We start from the raw sequence: 20,853 nt of genomic DNA on the forward strand, positions 1-20,853 counted from the left end.
AGGGAATCGGGCTAGTTTGAAAGACTGAAACGCTTCAAACAGCCGCAGCCAAAAAAGTAGCACCGTGCCCAGTCTCCCCCTCTTCCTTCTCGACCGCATCGGGCCTCTGCGCCATCTGCGTCCGCTGCGCCGCCCCGGCGAGCAGCAGAGCGGCCGCCTCCGGTGGCTGTTTGCGCCATCGCTGCCAGCGGTCGGCTTTGCCGTGCGCACCACCGCAGCTGCCCTGATTGCGCTGGTTATCGCGTTGTGGATGGAACTGGATGACCCGCAATGGGCCTCCATGACTGTCTGGATTGTGGCGCAGGGCTCACGCGGGGAGAGTATTTCCAAAGCCAAATGGCGACTGGTGGGTACGGCCATTGGCGTGGTGATGTCCATTACGCTGATTTCCGCCTTTATCCAGCAGGCGTGGCTCTTCTTCCCGGCTCTGGGTATCTGGGTCGGGTTGTGCTGTACGCTCGCCACACTTGTCCGCAATTTTCGGTCTTACGCGCTGGTTCTGGCGGGTTATACCTGCGCCATTATTGCCATTGGGGCCATTCCCAACCCCGCCAACGTGTTCATGACCGCCATGTCCCGCGCGACTTATATCGTACTGGGCATTACGTGTGAGAGCGTTCTGGCAGGCCTGTTTGCGCATAATCTGGCGGATATCGCCCGCCGTAATATCCGTGACAAACTGCGCACCGCGCTGGGGAATGTCTCTGCTTCCGTCTCCAGCCTGCTTTCGGGCGATGAGGAAGCGCTCGTCCGTTCCCGCGCCATGTTTGGCCCCATCTTGTCCATTAATGACCAGATTGAATTCTCTGAAGTGGAAATGGGGCCGCACGGGCATGAGGGCGACCACGCCCGCGCGGCACTGGCCGCTGTTTCCGTCCTGCTCTCCCGCGGACTGGGCATGGCCGTGCGGCTGCAATATGTGGATACGGACCAGCCGGTTTTCCGAGCGACGGCTGCGAGGGTAAGCACCTTCCTGACCAGTCTACCACCTCAGCTTGAAAATGATGATACCGTCCAGAATCTTCTGGAAGACCTCCGTCTGCTGCGCGCGGAATGCCGCCAGCAGATTGTCGATGCGCTGACGACCGAGATCAGCATGCAGCAGGCCCGGGTGCAGGATAATCCGGAAATTCAGGCTCTTCTGGATGGCCGTATTCTACACAACGCGCTGGATGAGTTGCTGGGAGAACTGGAGCAGGCCATTCGGGAATATGATGCTAGCCAGCATTTTATTCGCGGAGACCACTTTCACTTCCGTCTGCAATCGCATGTGGACAAACGGGAAGCCTTTTATAACGGACTACGCGCGACAGTCGCCATCACGGCCGCCGGGCTGGTGTGGGAAGTCACCGCATGGCCCGCGGGCCTCGGTTTTATTACTTTTGTGGCCATTGTCTGCGGCTTGTTCGCCACGCGGGAAAACCCGGTGCTGGCCACAACGCAGTTCATGGTGGGGAGCTTGTGGGCTGCTCTTGTCGCATTCTTTCTTGTGTTTGTGGTCCTGCCCACACAGGAAAATTATGAAATGCTGGTCGCGTCCCTTACTCTGCCCATGATTGCGGGTGGGTTGGCCAGCCGGAACGCCGGAACCGCGCTGCACGCCGCAGCCTATACGCTGCTGCTGCCAAACTTTGTGCATCCCTTCAATCAGGGGCGCGAGAACGAAATTGCGTGGTTCAACACGACGGCCGCCGTTGTGCTTGGCGTGGGGTTTGCCGTTATCATGTTCCGGGCTGTTATGCCCTTTAACAGCGCGGCGGAACGCTGGCGCATGCGGCGTACCCTGCTGCGTGACCTCCGCACACTGGCGTCGGCTAATCCCATTCCGCTTAACCAGAACTGGATTGGCCGGAATATTGACCGCTTCGCGCGGCTGATCCGCCATGCCGGGCCTACGCCCTCCCCCACCATTGAAGGCTGCCTACAGGGCACGCTGGCGGCCATGACCATTGGCCTCAATATCATCCGCCTGCGCAATCTGCTGCAACGCGACCAGATCCCGCCTTCGGCCCGCAGGCCGATTGAAGTGGTGATGCAGCGCATGAGCCGCTTTACCGGCAAATATGGTCGCACCGCCCAGAGCGCGCGTATTGCCACGAGAGCCCTGCGCCGTATTGAGGCGATGGAAGCCAATATCAGCACCCGCATTGAGCTGACCCGCGCGATTGCCTACCTGATTGTGGTCTCGCACGAACTGGACGCCAACGCGGTATTCCTTGATGCCTCCAAACCCTACAAGGCTGTTTAAGAGCCGCTTAACCCGCTCTTCTGAAAAACTATTTTAATATGCTCCAGACCCTCCGCTTCGTGTTATAACACGAGGTCTGGAGGAATAGCTGGCCCGTGCATGTGTCTTCGTTATCTGACCACCTTGCGCAGCGTATGCGTGCATGGGGGAACAGAGTTTTATCGGGCCGACCCGGTCTTTCAGAAAACGCACCCCTTGCGTGGTTGATCGCCCCCTCCCCGGCCAATCTGGGTTTCGCACTACGCACAACCTGCGCCGCTCTGCTGGCCCTGAGCCTCGCTTTGTGGATGGAACTGGACAGCCCACAATGGGCGGCTATGACGACATGGATTGTCGCGCAGAATTCACGCGGGCAGAGCATCTCCAAAGCGAAATGGCGGCTGATTGGCACCTGCATCGGGGCCATATGCGGCATCGCGTTTCTGGCGGCTTTTCCGCAAGAGCCGTGGCTGCTCTTCCCCTTGCTGGCGCTGGGAGCCGGAGCATGCTGCGCGGAAGCGACCTTTCTGCGCAACTTCCGGTCCTACGCGCTGGTTCTGGTCGCGTTTACCTGCACCATCATCGTGCTGAGCGGAGCCAGTCAGCCCGACAATATTTTCATGATCGCCATATCCCGCGCCACCTACATCACGCTGGGCATTGTGTGTGAAAGCACGCTGGCGGGTCTGTTCGCGCCCCGGCTGAATACTGTGGCGCATGATGAAATTCGCACCCGGCTGATGGAAGCCCTCAGCGGTGCCTGCCTGAGCATGACTGGCCTTTTGCTGGGCCAGAAAGACGGGCTGTTCCGGTCCCGCGCACTGATGGGCAGCATTCCCTCGCTGGCCGATCAGATTGAGTTCAGCGAAATTGAGATGGGACCACATGAGCATATAGGTGATCACGCCCGCGCTGTGCTGGCCAGTATTTCCACGTTTCTGGCGCGTGGGCTCAGCATGCACATCCACATGGACGCCGCCGCTCCGCTGCCCGAGACCTTTAAACAATCCCTCTCAGACTTCGCCCATATCCTGACAACCATCCCTGACCGCCTGAATGCCCCCTCTGACCTGATTGAAGCCGTCCGCCAAATTCGCGCGGATCTCTACCATAGCCGCACAAACTGCCTGCAAACCGCAACAGACACGCTGATCCTGTTTGAAGAAGCCCGAACCCAGCCCAACAACTCTGAGCACCTTATGCGGGACCTGCTGGAAAGCCGTATTCTGGAAACAGCCCTCGCCAAGCTGATTCTGGAACTGGATGAAGCCCTGCAACATTTTATCGCAACGCAGGCCCCCTCCCCCAAAGACCATTTCCGCTTTGCCCAGCATATTGAAAAAGACCCCGTACTGGCTCTCAATAACGGCCTCCGGGCAGCCGCCGCCATCTGTGTTGGCGGTTTGATATGGGAAGTGACGGCATGGCCCGATGGCGCGACACTGGCGATGTTCGTGGCAGTCACCAGCACACGCTTTTCCTCTTTTGAAAACCCCGTTCAGGCTTCAAGCGGTTTTTTAAGAGGAGCAGTGTGGGCCGCTCTTGTGTCTTGGGTTCTAGTGTTTCTCGTCCTCCCCGAACAGGCAAGTGATGAAACACTGCTGGCGTCGCTCTTTTTCCCCATGCTGGTCGGCGGGCTTGCCCTCCGTGCCCCCAATTCCATTGGGACAGCAGCGGCTTATAACAATTTCATGCCGTTTATGATTGGCCCGGCCAACCATAGCCGTATGAATGAAATCCTCTGGTTTAACACCACGCCCGCTGTCGTCCTTGGCATTGCGCTGGGAGTATGGACTTTCCGGCTGGTGCTGCCGTTTGACCCAGCGGCGGAACGCTGGCGGCTGCGCCGCAAACTGGTGCGCGATTTACGCAGGCTGGCTGCTAAAGAAAGTTCTTTTACGCCAGCGGAATGGATGGCGCGCTCCTGCGGGCGAATTGCACAGATTATTCACCACGCAGGCGAGAAACCGGATGCGCTGACAGAAGCCTATCTGGCTGGTGCCATGGGCATTATGACAGTCGGGCTGCTCATCCTGCGTATCCAGCATGTGCTGGAACATCACGCCCTCTCGCCGCAGCATACGCAGGCCCTTCAAACCGTTCTGCACAGTATTGCCACGCTACATGGCCACACCACCCAACCCGCGGAGACCGCCGCCACCGCACTGGCATTCCTGCGCCCTGCCACTTTGTGGGAGCCTAACCTGTCTATCCAGATGGAGCTCACCCGCGCGGTCGGCAGTCTGGAAGTCATGAAGCGGGAGCTGGCCGATAATGTCACGTTTCTGGACATAACCCGCCGCTTTCATCTCCCGCGTGCGGCGTGAGACATTAGCCTGCAAGACACCCGTATTGGCTTCTTAAGCGTGGTAACGGACGCAGGTTAGGGTTATTCCAAAACAGTCTCAGTGCTGTTCAATATCGTGAAAACGCGTGTAATCCACAGCAATGCGTCCATCCGGGCGGGAGAGGACAATATCCACAAATCGGTGGTTATGGTGCACATGGTCAAACCGATACGCCGTCCGCGCAAACACGGTCTGGCCCAAAGCCTCATCCGTGCCAGTTACGGTCACGACAATTTCGGCTTCTTCCTTCTCAAGCTCGGCCATGCTTTTTCCATGCAGCGGGCTTTCCGGCCCGATGACATGCGCCATGACAAACGCAAACCGCAGCACTGGCACATGGGACTGCACCAGCAAAAGCTGGTCAAACTGTCGGACCAGATGGCCGTTTTCACTCACGACCAGACGAGAGAGAGAGACTTCCACATCCACGGATAAAATGACACTCAGCCGCAGGTTCGCAATACGGATACAGAGTGCTGGAATACCATTTTCATTACTGATAACGGCTTTATTGCTGAACATAATGCGCGCCCGTGGTCGCGCAAAACGGGCGAACACAACGCCTGTTGCCAGCGCGTTGAGCATCATGCCAATCAGCACTTCAAACGAGACGATAACATTCGCATACGGCCCGACCGGCACCATGCCGCCATAGCCCACGGTGGAGAGCGTCTGCACACTGAAGAAAAAGAGGGAGAGCAGAGTATGCTGGCCTTCTCCCGTGATCTGCCCCGGCTCTACCCAATAGAGAAGGGCAAAAAACAGATTGATCAGGAAATAGGAAATAACAGCCGTGTAAACAAAAGCGGGCCAGCTTGCTGTCAGGGCGTGATGATACAGGTCTGTCCAGACACTGTCAGACAAGCCCACGCGCACAACATCCCGGTGGCCTTTTTCTTCCACCAACGCATGGGTGCGAAACCGGCGAATGGCGTCTTTGGTTGTAAAATGGGTCTTCCTGTCAGACTTGCCCGTTTCTTCAAGCGGCGTCTCGTCCAGTCGGTTGTAACGCGCTGTCAGTCTTGCTTCGCGCTTTTCCCTGAACTGCCGGAATAAGCTTTTCATGTCCGCCCTTCTGGTCTGAAAGCCGCATGCCGCGCGACCCTGCGTTCAGGCGGTCATACACGGGTCCTGAAAAGCCTGCTCCTATCAATTACGCATGGCAAATCCGCATCACATCACAGCGATTTTTTTGAAGCAGGCGTTTTTTGCTCTGCAAACGGATGCAAGGCCACACCACCCGCCAGATTTGCCCATTGGGCGGCATCGCTCTGTGCAGACATGGCACCTCCGCGCAGCAGGCTCTCCCCTTGCGTCACAGTTGCGGCATCCGCTGTGTTGGCAGATTTCGCCTGCATGGAGGCGCTTTGTGCCGCCCGTGCCCAGAAGCTGGCGGCCTTCTGGTGGTCTCCGCTCCGGTCCGCCGCCTGCCCGGCCAAAGCCAGTGCGCGCGCCATATCGCGGTAAGAGGATTCATCCCGCCGCAGGGTGGCCGCCTGTTCCGCCAGTTGCTCCGCCTGCACAGGGTTGGAGGCCAGCAGGGCGCGGGCCTGAATTTCGGCCTTATCCGCCTGCTCTGTGCCGGAAAGGGGGGGCTTGAGCCCATTAAAATAGGTCAGCGCTTTCTGGAAGGCCGTAGCATCCCGCCCTGCATCTGCCGCCAGCCCCAGCACAAGGGCGGACCGCGCGGCATAGGCTGTATCCGGGGAAGCCATCCCGCCAGAGGCCAATGCGACCGCCTGCGGATACTGGTTCAAACGATAGCGGGCGGCTGCCTCAATCAGATCAAATTCCGGGCGAGCAGTCTGCCCACGCACAGCGGCGGCCTGCCGTGTGGTCTGCACGGTTCTAACGGCCGCTGCCGGGTCATCCCCCGCAAGCTGGGATACGGCAAGATCATACCCTGCTTCAGCCGTCGCCACGCCATCATCCCGTAACAGTGCGAGGTCTGCTGCCCTGCGATACTGGGTAATCGCCACGCTATAGCGGCCCAGTTCAAAAGAGTCCTGCCCGGCTGTCATTGCCTGATCCCACGCGGCGTCATCCCGTGCGGAGGGAGCTTCCACAGCCCCGCCGCCACAGCCGGTCAGCAGTAAGGGGGCCAGCAGTAAAGGGGCCAGGAACGTCTGGGAGGTTACGCGCTTCATGGCCGCACCTGCCGGGGCGCGAGGCGGTTCTTCTTTGTGGTTTTCTGCCCCCCCAGCAACCACATGCCACGCAACTGGTCCGTCAGTTTTTCCAGCCCGTAAAGGGTTGTCTGCGCCTGTGCAAGCAGAGCGGGCAGATCTGCCGTGCTGGCTTCCACACTGCCTGCAATGGCGGGCAGATGCGGCGTTGCCCCTTTCAGATCGTGCGAAGCAGAGCGCAGATTGTTCATGGTGCCGTCTGTCTTGGTCATGATGCCGGAAACCTGCTTTTCAATCGGCTTGAGCCGGTCAATCACGGTGTTCAGCGAGACCGCAGCCGCCTGCGCCTGTCTGACCAGTTCATCATTGGTCAGCAATTGGCCTACTGTGCCCTTGCCCGCATGCATGTCCGTCATGGTGGCGTCAAGTTCGGCCATCATATGCCGTGCGCTGGCAATGGCGGGCATGATCTGGGCCTGAATATCATTCAGCGTCGCCGTAATTTGGTCCGCCGGATTGGGCGCTGGTGTTGCGCTCAGCACGGCATAACTCCAGTCCATGGCATCCCCGTGCCCACGGCTGAGTTCCAGATAGGAGGAGCCGGTAACAATAAACTGCTTGCGGATAATGGCCGTGCTGTCCCGCCGGATAAACGGCTTGGCCTGCGGGTCCAGATCCACCAGCGCATACATCTCACCCGAGGGGTTGAGCTTTACCGCACGAATGGTACCGGCATGGGTACCGAGCAACTGCACGTCACTCCCCACCGTCAGGCCACCCACACCAGAAGCAGGCAGCGTGACATGCAGGCGCGCGGGCGGTGTCAGCCAGTTTTGCAGCACACCGGCCTCAACCACAGCACCGGCAAACAGCACCACGCTGAGAAGCACGAGGAAGCCGACCCATTCATCCGCATAGCGCAGGGAAATGAGCGGTTTGACTTTTTGTCTTAAGCGGATCTGGAACATTATGCCGTCCGTATTTCTACAAGCCCGTCATCAGCCAGGCGCCACATACTCGTAATTCCCTGCCGGTAACCCTGCCAGATGGCATTATTGCGTACCAGCCAGATAACCCCGGCCCCTTTGTCCCGCGCTTCCGTTATCGCACTTAAAAACGGATTTTGCAGTTCAACCGGGCTTGCTTCCAACGGGTCTTCCAGAAGCAACAGGCGGGGGTGCCCCAAAAAAGCCCTTACACAACCCGCTCGCAGCAGATCGAAATCAGACAGCAGGCTGGGCCGCAAAACAGGGAGACCGGGCAGGCCAAATGCTTCACTCAACCGGGCTGCTTCCGCCACAATCTCATCAAGCGGGCGGGTGGTATGGTGCAGTTGCTGGAGCGTGATGGCAAGATGCGTGTTCAGAAACTCAGGCCAGCTTGGCCTGCGGGTTATACGCCCAATGCGTCCACGGAGGGCATTGATCTCCCTGTCATGCAGGGCTGCCCAGTCCAGCCCCATGAACTTTACCGCGCCATCATCCAGCGGCACCAGACCGCAACACAGGTCAGCAAACATCGTGGCGCGGGAGGAGGAACGGGATTCCACCACCATACAATCCCCCGGCATCAGCTTCATGCTGAACGGAACAGGCGGCAGGCCGCTTTCCTCAAAGGACGGAACGGCTTTGTTCAACTCCAGCAACGGTCCGGTTGTGCGTGTATCCATGGTTTACAGGTCCAGACTGAACAGCACGCTGACAGCCATCACAATCAGCATTCCGCGAGAAAAGCCACGCGGTAGAAGGGTGCGCAAATTATCTTCGCCCGTGGCGGTCAGCCCCGTCAGGCAACCGCCCAGCCCAACTACAAACCCGACTGTAATAAATTTAAGCGGAATAATGAGATAATCCGCGTGAGACATGGCGGTAATCACATCATACAGAAACGTCCAGACCGGGTTTGTCACCACGCCGGACATGCGGCTGATGACGTAGCCTGTCACGAGTGCCGCAAAGGAGAACAGAATCCCGAGCGTAAACCCGCCAACCGTAAAAGCCAGCGTACGCGGCATGACCAGCAGCAAAAACGGGTCCAGCCCCTGCGCCTGCATGGAGCGGATTTCTCCACCCGTTGTCAGCAAACCAAGCTCTGTTACGGACAACATGCCATTGCGGCCCAGCAGCAGAATACCCACCAGAATGGGCGCAATTTCCCGGATCACCACATCGATCAGAATAGTGCCGGTCATTTTGGCCATGCCCGCCAGCCCCAGCCAGTAAATAGTCTGGGAGACTGCGGCAACGCCTGTCAGCGTGCCCGCAAACATTGTGGCGATCAAACCGCCGCCAATCACGCTTCTCATCGTGGCGGCAAATTCATACCGCACCGTGCGCCGCCATGAATGCGCGCGGAAACTTTCAAAAATAACGCCCCAGCAGGACCCGAGCATGATGAGAAAAAAGCGGATCTGCCGCCGCGTCAGCCGCCCCAGCCACGCCAGTTTTTCCCGCACCCATTCATGCAGCACAAATTTCTGCGGATACTGCGAATGGCTGGCGGCCTCGGCCTCCAGAAGAGGGTCCTGCTCTTCCGTAGGCTCCGGCTGGTTGGGCTGCGCGTTGGAGCCACTCATCGGCGCGCAGCCAGAACATAGGCCCGGCCGAGGCCAAGGTGCGGCGCAAAGAAGGACCCGCGTGAACGGAACAGATAACGGTCACGCAAAGCGGCATAGACGCGGTCTGTCACCTGAATGGTGCCACCATCACTCGCGCCCTGCGCCATGAGTTCCGCCATGGACACCGTCTGGCCCCACAGGTTGAACACCTTTGGCTCTTCCCCCACAGCGCCACCAAATGCCGCGCCGTAATCCAGCCCCATGGCAAACACGGGTTCCAGATTGGCGGCAGCCAGCGTTGCCATAAAGGTTTCCCGCATGGTCAACGCGGCATCGGCAATGCGGATAATGGCCGTATGGTCTTCCTCCACCGTGCAGCCCGCCATGCAGATCATCCGGTGGCCTGCCACTTCCACGCCAAACAGGCCGCGCTCTTTGGCAATGCGCTGCACATCCGTTGCAAGTTTGTTGATGAGCACCAGCAGGTTCTGGGTTTCAGCCTCTCCATCCACAACCGGGTCAGAAAAGGTGATAACCAGCACAGCAACAGAGGGATAAATACCAGAGGTTGTAACCCCCGCCACCTGTGGCGCGCGCATGAGCATGTTATCAAACTGCGGCTCTGGCCGGGGGGACGCGGACACGCCCGTTCCCGCCATTTCATCAGCCGGGAGGCCATGTCCGCTTTCAATCTCATCCGCTGTCTCGGCCAGTCTGATCCCGGCGATAGATGCCATCAGGTCCACAAAATAGACCAGATGCGCGGCCATGCGGGCATCTTCCAGCACTATCGCGCCAATAATGCCTTTCGGGCCGTGGATTGGGTACACGGCAAGCTGCCGAGTACCCAACTCGCGCATGACCAGACGTTCAAACTGCGTTGTGCGCTCATCCGTCGCGGCATTGTCAACGCTCAGCACATCCCCGGCTTCAATGGCTTCAAAAAAGGACCCGAGTTCCGTGCGGGACATTTCAAAACCGCCGGAATGCGCATCCTGCTTCTGGTCATATGACTCCTCGCAGATCAGCGCCTCGCCATTATGCAGCAACCGCCAGATGCTCGCCCTGCGCGCATCCGTGACATGCACCAATTGCTCCGTCAGCACCAATGGGTCTGTCTTCGGGTCAAACAACTGCGGCGTGGAAGCCACCTGCTGCACTGCGGCACTTTCATGCGTAATCTGCACACCCTGCTGCGCCAGCTTACGGGCTACACGTTCCGACCGCCGGACCTGCCTGATAAGGAACCCTGCCAGCGTCAGGGAGAAGACAATAATAATCCCGGCAAACTGCAAACTTTGCTGGCTGCTTTGCCGAGCAAAACTCGCGAAGTCACTTTCCGGGGCTGACAGCAGCAAAATCCAGCGCTCGGCAGAACTTTTCAGCGGCGAGGCAATGGTAACGTACCGTTTGCCATCCAACTCAAAGCTCCGTGGGCCAAACCCGCGCACACGGTAATGATCATAGCCACGGGCAAAAACCGGATGCGTTTTAGGGTCCAGCACCATCTTGTTGGGGTCCCACCCGGCAGCTTCCGCCTGCTGCATGATGTTACGCCCGGCAATAACCCGGCCCTTGCTGTCCAGAATAATGGCGTTGCCGGTTTTTCCGACTCTCAGATGGTCAAGAAAGGTGCTGAGTTCATTGAGAGAAATATTGGTTGCAAAAACGTAGGTGTGACCATTTGAACCGCGAAACCGCAGAGAACTGGTCATGACAAACTGGCGGGCCGTGGCAAACAGATAAGGCTGCGTCCACTGGATGTCCGTCTTGCCTTCCGTGTTGGCATACCAAGGCCGCTTCCGCGGGTCATACCCGGTGGCGTCCGTGTATTGCTCGCCAGTTTTTACGCCATCATCGGTGAAAAATTCGCGGTGATAAACCTGTTTGCCGTCATGCACCTCAAACGTGGTGCGTTCCTGATTTTTTCCGTCCGGCCCACGGGTAATCAGCCGGAAATGGCCATCTTCATCCCCCAGATAAAAGGACTGCAACTGCGGCACACTTTGCAGCATGGCCGCGCCGTAGGAGTTAAAAACTCGGTCCGAAACCTGTGGCGGCGCGTGCGCAATCATACCGCTGGCAATGATATTCCCCGCCATGGCAGGCATGATGTAGTCTGAAACTTCCTGAGAAATATTCTCCTGCACAGCCCCAAGCAGTTCATTCGTCAGCGCCGTAACCCCGGCCCGCGTGGACCGATAAGAGTGCAGGCCAATGGCAGCAATGGATACCACCACCACCACCAACGCCCCAAACGGCAGAACCAAATGCAGCAGGACACGCCGCACGGACGCGTCATTCTGCACGGTTGGGTCGACTATCTCATCAGAAGACACGTAATTTTTTCCACTGACTACTGGCCATAACTCCTCCGCCACCGGAAGATGTCTGAAATTTAAGGTGCCTAGAACCCGGCACCTTGTCCACCCCCATAACCAGCCAGAAGGCGCAGAGCCTCTATGCCCTGCCCCGCGCGCATCTCTGATCCTGACAGAAAACAGACTGGAAAAAGGTGGAGATCAGGCGTCCTGATCAGACTCAATATGAGTAGGAACCTCCAACGCCTGCCCAAGGCGCGTCAGCCCGCGCCCCACGGTTTCTCCCCGCACGGACACACGGGATGACACCAGTTTGAGCACCAGTTCCTTACGCTGCCACAGCAACGCGGTGCCATCCAGCAGCACCGTTGTTCCACCGGAGACAGAATAGGCCAGACGCAAGGCCTGCCCCAGTACCAGAGCGCGCCGATACGCGACGTCACTCAGCAACGTGCGGGAGGTCACCAGAAAATCCGCCGTGACATCGGCTGCGTACCGCACGGCAAGTGCGAGAGACAGCCACGCCCGCGCCTCATGATCAAACCCAACGCCCTGTAGGCGGAGAATACGCCAGTACGTCTGCTCCGCCCGATATTCCGGGTGATCGTGACTGCCCACATCCGAGAGAATACAGGCAATGCGCCGCAGATGCTGCTCCTGCGCTGTTTCCTTGGCCAGCAAGCCATCTGTCCAGCGGCACAGCACATCCGGCAGGGTATTGCTACGGCCCAACCGGGCGCACATATCCCGCGCTACCACTTCCATCGGGTCCTGCGGCAAGAAATCCGGGGCGACATTCAGCATGTACCACCCCTCCCGCAGGCCATCTACGCAGAACACCACCCGCTCGGGCTGCACCTTGCGCAGGAGCCTGCGCAGAACGGTTGCCGCAAACGGCACATCATCCAGACGTTTTTTGGGGGCACCGGGCAGCCGCTCAAGACTGCGGCGTGGCGCATGGAGCAGCCAGCCCGTCATCTCCCGCGCTTCTTCCAGCCCCAGCGTGTAATAATGCACAATATTCAAAGGATATTGCATGCGGGCAATATGCAGGCGGGCCAGAGCGCGGAACGCCCCGCCGACCAGATACAGCGTGTTGCCCTTGACCTGAGACAGCCATTTGACGCCGCCAATATCCTCATCCGCCAGTGTGCGGGCGGCGGTCAGGTCTCCGTTGGCGCGGTCACTCAGGCGGATGACCCCCAGCGGCAGAGTGTTAGCGTCGTGCCGCCCATCTTCCGCAAGACGGATCAGTTCAAGAGAGCCACCACCCACATCCGCCACCAGACCATTGGCGCCGGGGATACCGCACATCACGCCAATGGCGGAATGGTCGGCCTCTTCCTCACCGCTCAGGATACGGATAGGCACACCCGGCATGTTTTTGCGCAGCGCGTCCACAAACTCCGGCCCGTTCAGAGCATCCCGCACCGCAGCGGTTGCCAGAATTTCAAACGGGTCCGCGTTCATGGCGCGGGCAATAGCGTGGAAGCGGTTGAGCACTTCCATGGCCATCTGCACGCCTTCCTCGTTCAGCTTGCCCGTTGCTGTTAGCCCACGGCCCAGACGCAGAACCGCCTTTTCATTAAAGATCGGCACCGGGTTGCGTGACACGCCCTCGAACACCACAAGGCGGACAGAATTGGACCCAAGATCAACAACGGCCGAACGGCGCGGCATATCAGTCTGCATGCGCGGCACTCTACTCCCCAAACCTGTTCACGGAAACCGGGAACAGACGCCAAAAACACGCACTCTGACCTCTCCGCATCGCCGGTTGTTATTAATCATCAAACATCATGTCTTTTGACGATGGCAAGGAGGCCGGAGCGCGCAAAGGTGTTTCATGCGCGGCGGAGCCCCGGCCGGAAAGTGAAGGATGCGTCATAAACCAGTCATGTGCGGAAAATGGCCGTGCCCCCGGTGCCAGCCTGCGCCATGTTCCGTTGGCTTCCAGCCCCCAAGATTGCAGATTGTCCTTGAGGTTGGAGACCATGATCTGCCCCAGCATCTGGGCATGCACCGTGGGGTTGGTGACAGGCACCATACTTTCCACGCGCCAGTCCATGTTGCGCGTCATCCAGTCGGCGGAAGAGAGATAGACCTTGGCGTAGCGCGAGGGCAGCCGGTGGCCGTTGCCAAACGCAAAAATGCGCGAATGTTCCAAAAACCGCCCGACGACGGACTTGATACGGATATTTTCAGAAAGCCCCGGCACACCCGGACGCAGGCAGCAGATGCCGCGAATGACCCCAATAATCCGCACCCCGGCGCAGGAGGCGCGGTAGAGGCAGTCAATCAAGGCGGGGTCCACCAGCGCGTTCATTTTCAGCCAGATGGTACCCGGACGCCCAGCTTTGACATGGGCGATTTCCTCCTCGATCAACTCCCGCAGCGTGCTGCGGATGGTGATGGGCGAAAACGCAATGGCTTCCATCTTGGCCGGCATGGCGTAGCCGGTCACGTAATTGAACAGGCGCGCGGAATCCCGCGCCAGTTCCGGCTTGCAGGTAAAGAAGGACAGGTCCGTATAAATTTTGGCGGTAATCGGGTGATAATTGCCCGTGCCAAAATGCGCGTAGGAGCGGACCTGATTGCCCTCACGCCTTACAACAAGGCTCAGCTTGGCGTGGGTTTTCAGGTCTGCAAAGCCGAACACAACCTGCACCCCGGCGGCTTCCAGCGCACGGGAGAGGCGGATATTGGCTTCTTCATCAAACCGCGCCCGCAGTTCCACCATAGCGGTGACGGATTTCCCTGCCTCAGCCGCTTCAATCAGCGCCTTGACGATGGGCGAGTCACGGGATGTCCGGTAGAGCGTCTGCTTGATAGCAATCACGTTGGGGTCGAGTGCTGCCTGACGCAAGAACTGCACCACCACGTCAAAACTCTCAAACGGGTGATGAACCAGCAGGTCCTTCGCCCGGATGGCGGCAAAACAGTCGCCGTTAAAATCCAGAATCCGCTCCGGGAAGCGCGGCGTATAGGGCGGGAAGAGCAGATCGGGCCGGTCATCCACAATCATCTGCTTTAAGTCCACCACGCCGATCATGCCGGAATGGACGGCAATTTCATCAGAGGGCAGATCAAGGCCAGAGGCAATTGCGTCGGCCAGTTCCGTCGGCACACGCTTTTCCATATCCAGATGGATCACAACGCCACGGCGGCGGCGCTTGAGGGCGCTCTCGTAGGAGCGGACAAGGTCTTCGGCCTCATCTTCAAACTCCACGTCCGTATCGCGCACCACGCGCAGCACGCCGCTTTCCCCTACCGTAAGGCCGGGGAAAAGCTGGTCGATGCACTGGGTAATGAGGTCTTCAAGACGGATGAAACGCACGGCGTTGGTTGTCGCACCCTCTTTGTTGGGCAGACGAATGAAGCGTTCAACCTGCGCTGGCAGCAGAATGAGCGCGTTCATGGCAAACGCGCCGTTTTCCGCCAGAAGCAGGCGCAGGCCAAGCGCGAGGCCCATATTGGGAATAAACGGCAGCGGGTGCGCCGGGTCCACCGCAAGCGGCGTCAGAACCGGAAAGACCCGGTCCAGAAAACACGCGTGCAGCCATGCGCGGTCCTCGTCATCCAGATCTGCCGGTTCGCACAGAACTATATTTTCTTCCGCCAGAAGGCCGCGCAGTTCTTCCCAGATGCGCTGCTGCTCCCGCAAAAGCTGGGCGCAACGCTCGCGCACAGCGTCCAACTGCTGGGAGGGCGTGAGACCATCTGGCGAGAGGGCTACCAGCCCTTCTCGCACCTGCCCGACCAGCCCGGCCACACGCACAGAGTAAAATTCGTCCAGATTGCTCGCACTGATGGATAGAAAACGCAGGCGTTCCAGCAACGGGTTACGCGCGTTGTCCGCTTCTTCCACAACGCGCTGATTGAAGGACAACCAAGACAACTCACGGTTGATAAACCGCTCGGGCATGTCCAGAGTCACCTGTTTCTGGGCAGGCTTTTTTCTGGTGCGGCTTACAGCCGGCGTGCGCTTGCGGGCTGGTGCTCTCACACCGGCTGATTGACCCGTCTTTTTGTCCTTCGCCGTCGTCACGCCCATTCTCCCCTCTGTGCACCCTCGCCCTCCGCATCAGCCTTGCGGGGGCGTAGTCATAATCTCTTAAGTTTCTGCACCATACTGTACAGTGTTTCCGCTGGAAAAGAATGGCACATGTTACGGTTTTATGTCTCTCCCATTCCCGAGAGCAGACGCCAAACGCAAAACAGGCCCGCAGAGCCATTGCCCTGCGAGCCTGTTCCTGAATGCGCCTTACTCCTGCATTACCCGCACCGCCGCGTGCACGAGTAATGCGGGCCGTGCGTCAGGCCTCAGAGATGCCCCTGAGAGAGTTCATTAGCCAGCGCCTGATTTTTATAAACCACTTTCAGCGCTTCCATGATGGCTGCGGTATCAACCGCCACTGCCCGGTTAGTGCCTTCATCATAATAGAAATCCCCACCCAGCGAGTGGATATTGCCATCAAAAATCAGCCCCACGGCATGGCCCTCGGAATCAATAACCGGAGACCCGGAGTTCCCGCCGATAATGTCGTTTGTGGACACAAAGTCATACGGCGTTTTCATGTTTACATGCGCCTTGGCATCCAGCCAAGGTTTGGTGAGCTTGAAGGGGTCAGAGCCAGTTGCACGGTCATACAGACCAGAAAAATAGGTAAAGGCTGGCACGGTTTTTCCGTTTTCATCCCAACCTTTGACCTGCCCGAAAGACAGGCGCTGCGTAAACGTGGCGTCCGGGTAAGAGGAGACACCATCCCGCTCAAAGCGCGCCTTGGCCATGGCTTCGCTCGCCTGACGGGAGGGGGCTGCTACCTCATCATCCATCTGCTTGCGCAGGGCGCGGGTATGCGGTTCAAGAGCGCGGGCGAGCACAATCATCGGGTCTTTGGACGCCGCAATGGCATCAGCCCCGCCTTTCCAGAGCGCCAGACGCACCTTGGGGTCCGCCAGCTTTGTGCCTTTAACCAGCGTTTCAGACAGATCATCCGGAGAGGCCTTGCCCAGAACAAGCTTTACCATCTCATCATCCGCGCCCAGCACCTGCCGCAGCTTGGACAGAGAAAAGGCGAGTTCCGTCTTTTCCAGATCCGGATAGACTGGAGCCGTGGACCCAAGCTCCGCCTCCAGCGCGGGCAGACGCGCATCATGATAGGCGGTCAGGCGTTCCGCATCCGGCTTCTGGCGTTCATTGGCTGCGCGCACCAGCAATTTGGCGTACTGGAACAATTCTCCCTGAAGACCAAAAGAGCCTTCCAGCATCACATACGGTTTGAAAATGCGCCTCTTGACGGCCAGAGCCTCCGCATTTTTGGCCCATGGGTCACCATAGGTTTCCTTGCGTTTCGGGTCAGCATTAATCCAGTCCCGCAGGCTGGCCTCACTCTTCGCCTTGGCATCCAGTAGTTTCGGGTCTGCCAGAACATCCACGCGGCCACGATAGACTTTCAGGCTGTTTTCAATCCCGAAAATGCGTTCCTGCGCCTGTTGATGATGCGCAGCGCTTTCCCGGCTGTACTGCCAGAGCGCGCCATCCAGCGCGGAATAGTTATCGACAACAAACGGCACGGAAACATTTCTTGAAAACTCCAGATCCGCCAGCGGCACTTCACGCTCCGTGGACCCCGGATTACCGGAGGTGAACACCAGCTCGCCTTCCTTCGGGCCCGCAGCGTCAAACGGCAGAAAGGCATCAACCTTGGCGGGCTTTCCGTCTGCATAAACACGCAGGAAGGCCATATCCAGATCGTAACGCGGGAAGTTGAAGTTGTCCGGGTCTCCACCAAAGAAGGCGGCGTTCTGGTCCGGCGCCATGACCATGCGCACGTCCTGATACCGGCGATAGCGATACAGCGCGGTGCGACCCCCATGATACAGACTGATCACATCGCAGCGCCATTTTGTCGGGTCATCCTTGGCGCATTCTTTTTCAATGGCACTTTCCTCGGCCTGACGCGCCGTGGTGTAGGCCGCGCCATCTTTGCCGCGTAGTGCTGTCTGCATCCGGTCGGTCACATCTGTAATGCTGTCCAACTGGTTTAGTTCCATGGCGGGGCAACGCTGCTCATCCGCCGGGCTTTTGGTGCTGTAACCATCCTGAAAATAGTTTTTGCCTTTGACGGAAAGCTGCTGGAGGCATTCATTGGCGCAATGGTGGTTTGTCATCACCAGCCCATCAGCCGAGACGAATGAGGCCGAGCAGCCCAGCGCCAGACGCGCGGAGGCCTTCGTCACACGCTCTGTCCACGCTGCGGTCGGGGTGAAGCCGTAACGCTGCTTCATCAGGTCAACGGGCAGGTGGTCCATGGTCCACATTCCCTCATCCGCATGAGCAAACGGAACGGGAGGAAGAACCGCCGGAGCGCAGGCCAGCACCGCCAGAGGCAACAGAGAACGCCTGAAAAAGCTGCTCATGATGCAGAAATCACCTTATCGGTTGGATGTTACACTATAACACACACATCAGCACAGTGGCGCAGACATGTCCCCAGAGCAAGAGCTTTAAGAGCAGGAACTTTAAGCCTGCCCTGCCTCCTCTGCCAGCAAGGACTCCAGAACACTGGCAGCCAGAGCGCGCGTCACTTTCTCACCAGAGGCAAGGGCTGCCGCATCAAGCCGGGCGGCCATATCCCGAATCGCTCCCGCGTTACGGGGCAGGCGACGCAGCAGCCATTCCGTAACAGGCTGGGCCACCACCATCTGCCGTTCCGCCAGCAGCCGCAGGAACAGTCTGCGCAGCAACGCCTCCTCCGCCTGCCCGATGGGGACGGACGCCGTCGCCCGTAAGCGGCTGGCCAGATCCGGCAGGGACACCGGCCAGCGCGCGGGGGCAGCCTGCCCGGCCATGAGCAGCGCCATTCTCTGCTCCCGCACCAGATTGATCAGATGGAGCAGATCAGCCTCGTTACGCACCTTGTCAGCATTATCCAGCGCCACGGCCCGAAAGCCGCCTTCCTGAAAAAGGTCCGCCACGTCCTGCTCATTCAGGCGGCGGCCCTCAATAACCGGCGCGCCATGCCGCGCGGCCCAGACGGACAGCAGATGCGTCTTGCCTGTGCCACACTCCCCCCACAGGGCCATGCGGCCTTCCGGCCAGCGCCACATGGCTTCCGCATCCAGCACCCAGCCCCGCGCGGCGGCATTGGAGGGAGCCGCCACAAAATCCGAGCGGCCGAATCGGGGGCGATACGCGAATGGCAGAGCAATCTGGCCGCCCGCGCTTCCCTCCTTTTCGTCCGCCACAGGCTGCTGTGCGGCCTCTTTTGTTTCTGTAATCCGTTTCATGCCGCTTTGCGTGTTGCTTCACCTGCCGTAAAGACTGTCCTCAGGGAGTCCTACCCTACCCAATCCGTTCCATCGACCCCTTTCAGACCAAGAGCACCTGTCATGACGTCTTCTTCCAGTTCTCCCACCTCCCGCCTCACCTATCGTGACTCCGGCGTGGATATTGAAGCCGGAGAAGCTTTGATTGACGCCATCAAACCCGCCGCCAAAGCCACCGACCGCCCCGGCACCATGGGCGGACTTGGCGGATTCGGCGCATTGTTTGACCTCAAGGCCGCAGGCTTTCAGGACCCGGTTCTGGTCTCCTGCACAGATGGCGTCGGCACCAAACTGACTCTTGCTATTGAAACCGGGCTGCATGAAACGGTGGGGATCGACCTTGTCGCCATGTGCGTGAATGACCTGATTGTGCAGGGCGCGGAGCCGCTCTTCTTCTTGGATTATTTTGCAACGGGCCGCCTGTCTGTTGAAAGTGCTGCCAAGGTTGTGCGTGGCATTGCGCAGGGCTGTGAGCAGTCCGGCTGTGCGCTGGTTGGCGGCGAGACCGCCGAAATGCCCGGCATGTATGCCGATGGGCATTATGATCTGGCAGGCTTTTCCGTAGGTGCCGCAGAACGCTCCGCCCTGCTCCCGGCTGGCATTGCAGAGGGTGATGCGCTGATCGCCCTACCCTCCAGCGGTGTACATTCTAACGGCTATTCCCTGGTGCGCCGCATTGTGGCCGATGCCCATCTGGCGTGGACGGACCCGGCAGCCTTCGCTCCGGGCAAAAATCTGGGGGAAGCCCTGCTGACCCCGACCAAACTTTACGTCCGCGCCGTGTTGGACCTGCACCGCGCAGGCCTGCTGCACGCGGCTGCACACATTACCGGCGGTGGTCTGCCGGGCAACCTGCCGCGCATCCTGCCCGAAGGGCTGGACGCCGTGATTGACGCCGCATGGCCGGTGCCCCCCGTGTTCAACTGGCTGGCCCGCACGGGTGATGTCGCCAATGAGGAAATGCTGCGCGTCTTTAACTGTGGCGTTGGCATGGTGCTGATCACCCCGAAACCGGATGAGGTTCTGGCCCGCCTGAAAGAGATGGGGGAGACCGGCACGCTGATCGGCCATATTACCAAAGCTGCCGATGGCTCTGCTAAAGCTGGTCTGAAGATGGTGGCCGCTCCGGATTTCCACGCAGCATGAGTGAGACGCCGAAAACCCCGGTCGCCATTCTGCTCAGTGGCCGGGGCAGTAACGCCACGGCGCTGATTAAAGCCTGCGCGCAGCCCGATTTCCCGGCCCGTATCTGCCTTGTGCTGAGCAACAAACCCGATGCGCCGGGGTTGGACATGGCCCGCGCAGCGGGGCTTGAGACGGTCGCGATCGACCACCGTCTGTTTAAAAAAGACCGTGCAGCGCATGAACATGCGGTGGACGCCGCCCTTCGGAAAGCCGGGGCGGAAGTCGTCTGTCTGGCAGGGTATATGCGGCTGCTGACCCCCTTCCTGACCACACAGTGGGCGGGGAAAATGCTCAACATTCACCCCAGCCTTCTGCCCATCTTCCCCGGCCTGCACACGCATGAGCGCGCGCTGGAAGCGGGTGTGCGCATCCATGGTTGCACCGTGCATCTGGTCACGGAAGACATGGATGAAGGCCCCATTCTGGGGCAGGCCGCAGTCCCGGTGCTGCCGGGTGATACGGCAGACATGCTCGCCGCCCGCGTGCTGCGGCAGGAACACCGGCTCTACCCGGATGTGCTCAGGCGGTATCTGCACACACGGTACCCGAACAGAATGGACCTGAGCAGAACCGACTCTCCCACAGCAGCCGACGCCGCCCTGCTGGTGGCCTGATGCTCCGGCAGGTCCGGCCTGCCATTTTCCTCCGCCTTTATGGCCTGACCTGATTGCCTGAACAGATAGTGAGCTGATGACAGCAGAACCCCGCCGCCCCCGTAACCCCAAACGCAGCCCCGCACGCCGGAACAACGCCCCCC

14 protein-coding genes are annotated in these 20,853 nt (G+C 59.3%); 4 read left to right on the forward strand and 10 right to left on the reverse strand.

The window, feature by feature from the left end; genetic code table 11:
* Positions 1 to 64: 64 nt before the first annotated feature.
* Together AD949_RS13410 and AD949_RS13415 are read left to right on the forward strand one after the other, a co-directional pair.
* Positions 65 to 2,248 carry an FUSC family protein gene (locus tag AD949_RS13410; RefSeq protein WP_048835255.1) on the forward strand — a complete coding sequence of 728 codons (2,184 nt, stop codon included), beginning with the start codon at positions 65 to 67 and terminating at the stop codon, positions 2,246 to 2,248.
* A 95-nt stretch (positions 2,249 to 2,343) separates the two neighbouring features.
* Complete coding sequence (locus AD949_RS13415) at positions 2,344 to 4,554, forward strand: FUSC family protein (protein WP_052944531.1); 2,211 nt, start codon at positions 2,344 to 2,346, stop codon at positions 4,552 to 4,554.
* A 78-nt stretch (positions 4,555 to 4,632) separates the two neighbouring features.
* Here AD949_RS13415 and AD949_RS13420 read toward each other — a convergent pair whose 3' ends face one another.
* From AD949_RS13420 to AD949_RS13465, 10 genes are all read right to left on the reverse strand, one after another.
* The gene (locus AD949_RS13420; protein WP_052944530.1) at positions 4,633 to 5,640 is read right to left on the reverse strand and encodes an ion channel; all 1,008 of its coding nucleotides are present in this window, start codon (positions 5,638 to 5,640) and stop codon (positions 4,633 to 4,635) included.
* Between the two features lie 113 nt (positions 5,641 to 5,753).
* Positions 5,754 to 6,722: a hypothetical protein gene (locus tag AD949_RS13425; RefSeq protein ID WP_048835254.1), complete on the reverse strand. Its 969-nt coding sequence runs from the start codon at positions 6,720 to 6,722 to the stop codon at positions 5,754 to 5,756.
* The gene (locus AD949_RS13430; RefSeq protein WP_048835253.1) at positions 6,719 to 7,669 is read right to left on the reverse strand and encodes an MlaD family protein; all 951 of its coding nucleotides are present in this window, start codon (positions 7,667 to 7,669) and stop codon (positions 6,719 to 6,721) included. Before AD949_RS13430 ends, AD949_RS13425 begins: the two co-directional genes overlap by 4 nt.
* Complete coding sequence (locus AD949_RS13435) at positions 7,669 to 8,370, reverse strand: ABC transporter ATP-binding protein (protein ID WP_048835252.1); 702 nt, start codon at positions 8,368 to 8,370, stop codon at positions 7,669 to 7,671. Before AD949_RS13435 ends, AD949_RS13430 begins: the two co-directional genes overlap by 1 nt.
* 3 nt (positions 8,371 to 8,373) lie before the next feature.
* The gene (locus AD949_RS13440; protein ID WP_048835251.1) at positions 8,374 to 9,276 is read right to left on the reverse strand and encodes an MlaE family ABC transporter permease; all 903 of its coding nucleotides are present in this window, start codon (positions 9,274 to 9,276) and stop codon (positions 8,374 to 8,376) included.
* Positions 9,273 to 11,597, reverse strand: a complete 2,325-nt coding sequence (locus tag AD949_RS13445) for an adenylate/guanylate cyclase domain-containing protein (protein ID WP_048835250.1) — start codon at positions 11,595 to 11,597, stop codon at positions 9,273 to 9,275. Before AD949_RS13445 ends, AD949_RS13440 begins: the two co-directional genes overlap by 4 nt.
* A 183-nt stretch (positions 11,598 to 11,780) precedes the next feature.
* A complete protein-coding gene (locus AD949_RS13450) occupies positions 11,781 to 13,271 on the reverse strand; it encodes a Ppx/GppA family phosphatase (protein ID WP_048835249.1) in 1,491 nt (496 codons plus the stop codon).
* A gap of 91 nt (positions 13,272 to 13,362) precedes the next feature.
* Complete coding sequence (locus AD949_RS13455) at positions 13,363 to 15,633, reverse strand: RNA degradosome polyphosphate kinase (RefSeq protein ID WP_048835248.1); 2,271 nt, start codon at positions 15,631 to 15,633, stop codon at positions 13,363 to 13,365.
* 269 nt (positions 15,634 to 15,902) lie between these two features.
* Complete coding sequence (locus tag AD949_RS13460) at positions 15,903 to 18,002, reverse strand: S46 family peptidase (RefSeq protein ID WP_048835247.1); 2,100 nt, start codon at positions 18,000 to 18,002, stop codon at positions 15,903 to 15,905.
* Between the two features lie 102 nt (positions 18,003 to 18,104).
* Positions 18,105 to 18,872, reverse strand: coding sequence for a P-loop NTPase family protein (locus AD949_RS13465; RefSeq protein WP_048835246.1), 768 nt, complete (start codon positions 18,870 to 18,872; stop codon positions 18,105 to 18,107).
* Between the two features lie 102 nt (positions 18,873 to 18,974).
* On the opposite strand from AD949_RS13465, the gene purM reads away from it, so the two are divergent.
* Positions 18,975 to 20,057 (forward strand): phosphoribosylformylglycinamidine cyclo-ligase, encoded by a 1,083-nt coding sequence (gene purM / locus AD949_RS13470; protein WP_048835245.1) that lies wholly within the window; start codon positions 18,975 to 18,977, stop codon positions 20,055 to 20,057.
* Positions 20,054 to 20,710 carry a phosphoribosylglycinamide formyltransferase gene (gene purN / locus AD949_RS13475; RefSeq protein WP_082064626.1) on the forward strand — a complete coding sequence of 219 codons (657 nt, stop codon included), beginning with the start codon at positions 20,054 to 20,056 and terminating at the stop codon, positions 20,708 to 20,710. Before purM ends, purN begins: the two co-directional genes overlap by 4 nt.
* Positions 20,711 to 20,853: the final 143 nt, after the last annotated feature.

It is taken from the genome of Acetobacter orleanensis, from assembly GCF_001581005.1.
Lineage (GTDB): Bacteria > Pseudomonadota > Alphaproteobacteria > Acetobacterales > Acetobacteraceae > Acetobacter > Acetobacter orleanensis.